This is a genomic window from Pseudomonas sp. MD195_PC81_125 (assembly GCF_014060985.1).
Taxonomy (GTDB): Bacteria; Pseudomonadota; Gammaproteobacteria; order Pseudomonadales; family Pseudomonadaceae; genus Aquipseudomonas; species Aquipseudomonas parakoreensis.
Genome location: NZ_JABULD010000606.1, coordinates 1 through 1,712, shown reverse-complemented (window position 1 = coordinate 1,712; position 1,712 = coordinate 1). Strand labels below are relative to the sequence as shown.

General features: G+C 61.1%; 1 protein-coding gene. It reads right to left on the bottom strand.

The annotated features are described in order from the left end of the window. Nucleotides 1-27: 27 nt before the first annotated feature. Nucleotides 28-1,515, bottom strand: coding sequence for a 2-methylcitrate dehydratase (prpD, locus tag HT737_RS24550; protein ID WP_182404172.1), 1,488 nt, complete (start codon nucleotides 1,513-1,515; stop codon nucleotides 28-30). Nucleotides 1,516-1,712: the final 197 nt, after the last annotated feature.

Here is a 1,712-nt window from a genome sequence, read left to right as displayed (position 1 = left end):
TGCGGCAGCTCCTACAGGGGAAAGTATTCAGAGGGTAAACAGGTCGATGAAACGATTCACGGGGGTCGCTTCAAGCCGCGCCTGATCCGCGCATAACGCGAAGATCTCGCCGCTGCGCTGCGCAGTGAATCGGGTCAGCAGATTCGCCTTGAACTTGTCCTCCAGCAATGGAATACCTTCGACCCGGCGCCGACGGTGGCCGATCGGGTATTCGACCACCACGTTCTCGGTGCTCGATCCATCCTTGAAAAACACCTGCACCGCGTTGGCGATCGAGCGCTTGTCAGCCTCCAGGTATTCGCGGGTGAAACGCGGGTCTTCGACGATGACCATTTTCTCGCGCAGCACATCGATGATCGGGTGCGCGGCGTGGAAGTCGTCCTCGTACTGCTCGGCCAGCAGATTGCCGAACGCCAGCGGCACGGCGGTCATGTACTGCAGGCAGTGATCGCGGTCGGCGGCGTTGGCCAGCGGCCCGACCTTGGAGATGATGCGAATCGCCGACTCATGGGTGGTGATGACGATGCGGTCGATTTCATGCAAGCGGTTGCGCACCAACGGATGCAAGGTCACCGCCGCTTCGCAGGCCGTCTGCGCGTGGAACTCGGCGGGGAAGCTGATCTTGAACAGCACGTTTTCCATCACGTAACTGCCGTAGGGCCGCGAAAAACTGAAGGTGCGTTTGCCCTCCGGCTTGAGCGCCAGATCGTGGTTGGTGTGGCTGAACGACACGTCATAGAAGCCCCACTGCTTGGCCGTCAACACCCCGGGAACGCCCATCTCGCCGCGTAGCGCGATGTCGGCCAGGCGCACGCCGCGGCTGGTCGCATCCCCCCGCCCGCCCAGGACTTGCGCGACCCCGGCGTTCGGCGCATGACGATAAGTGCGCAAGGCCTGACCATCGGCGAAGGCATGGGACAACGCCGACAGCAGCTGCTCGCGATTGGCGCCCATCAGTTTCGCGGTGACGGCTGTGGAGGCGACTTTCACCAGCAACACATGGTCGAGGCCGACGCGGTTGAAGGAATTTTCCAGGGCTATCACGCCTTGAATCTCGTGGGCCATGATCATTGCTTCGAGCACGTCGCGCACGGTCAGTGGCGCTTCGCCGTTGGCGACACGCTTCTGCGACAGGTGATCGGCCACCGCGAGAATCCCGCCGAGGTTGTCCGACGGATGCCCCCATTCGGCCGCGAGCCAGGTGTCGTTGTAATCGAGCCAGCGCACGATGCAGCCGATGTCCCACGCGGCTTTCACCGGATCCAGGCGATAGGGAGTGCCAGGCACCCGCGCCCCGAACGGCACGACCGTGCCCTCGACAATGGGGCCGAGGTGTTTCGTGCATTCAGGGAACCGCAGCGCCAGCAGGCCACAGCCCAACGTGTCCATCAGGCAGTTGCGGGCGGTGTCGAGGGCTTCGGCAGATTCGATGTTGAAGGTGAGGACGTAATCGGCGATGTCCTGCAGGACACGGTCGTAGTCGGGGCGGTTGTTCAGGTCGACGTTGGCGCTCATGTTCGATTCACTCTGGCAGTGGTTCGTTGATGGGACCTCGGTTCAGGCGATGGATTTTTATTTTTGAGATGCAATCTCTGTAGGAGCTGCCGAAGGTGCGATTCTTTTGATTTTTGCTTTTCAAGATCAAGATCAAAAGATCGCACCTGCGGCAGCTCCTACAGTTCTGTTCGGTGTTGGATTCAGAAGGAGTCGCC

Excerpts from the sequence above, each read along its gene's own strand:
- prpD (WP_182404172.1), bottom strand. The coding sequence starts at position 1,515 with ATGAGCGCCAACGTCGACCTGAACAACCGCCCCGACTACGACCGTGTC.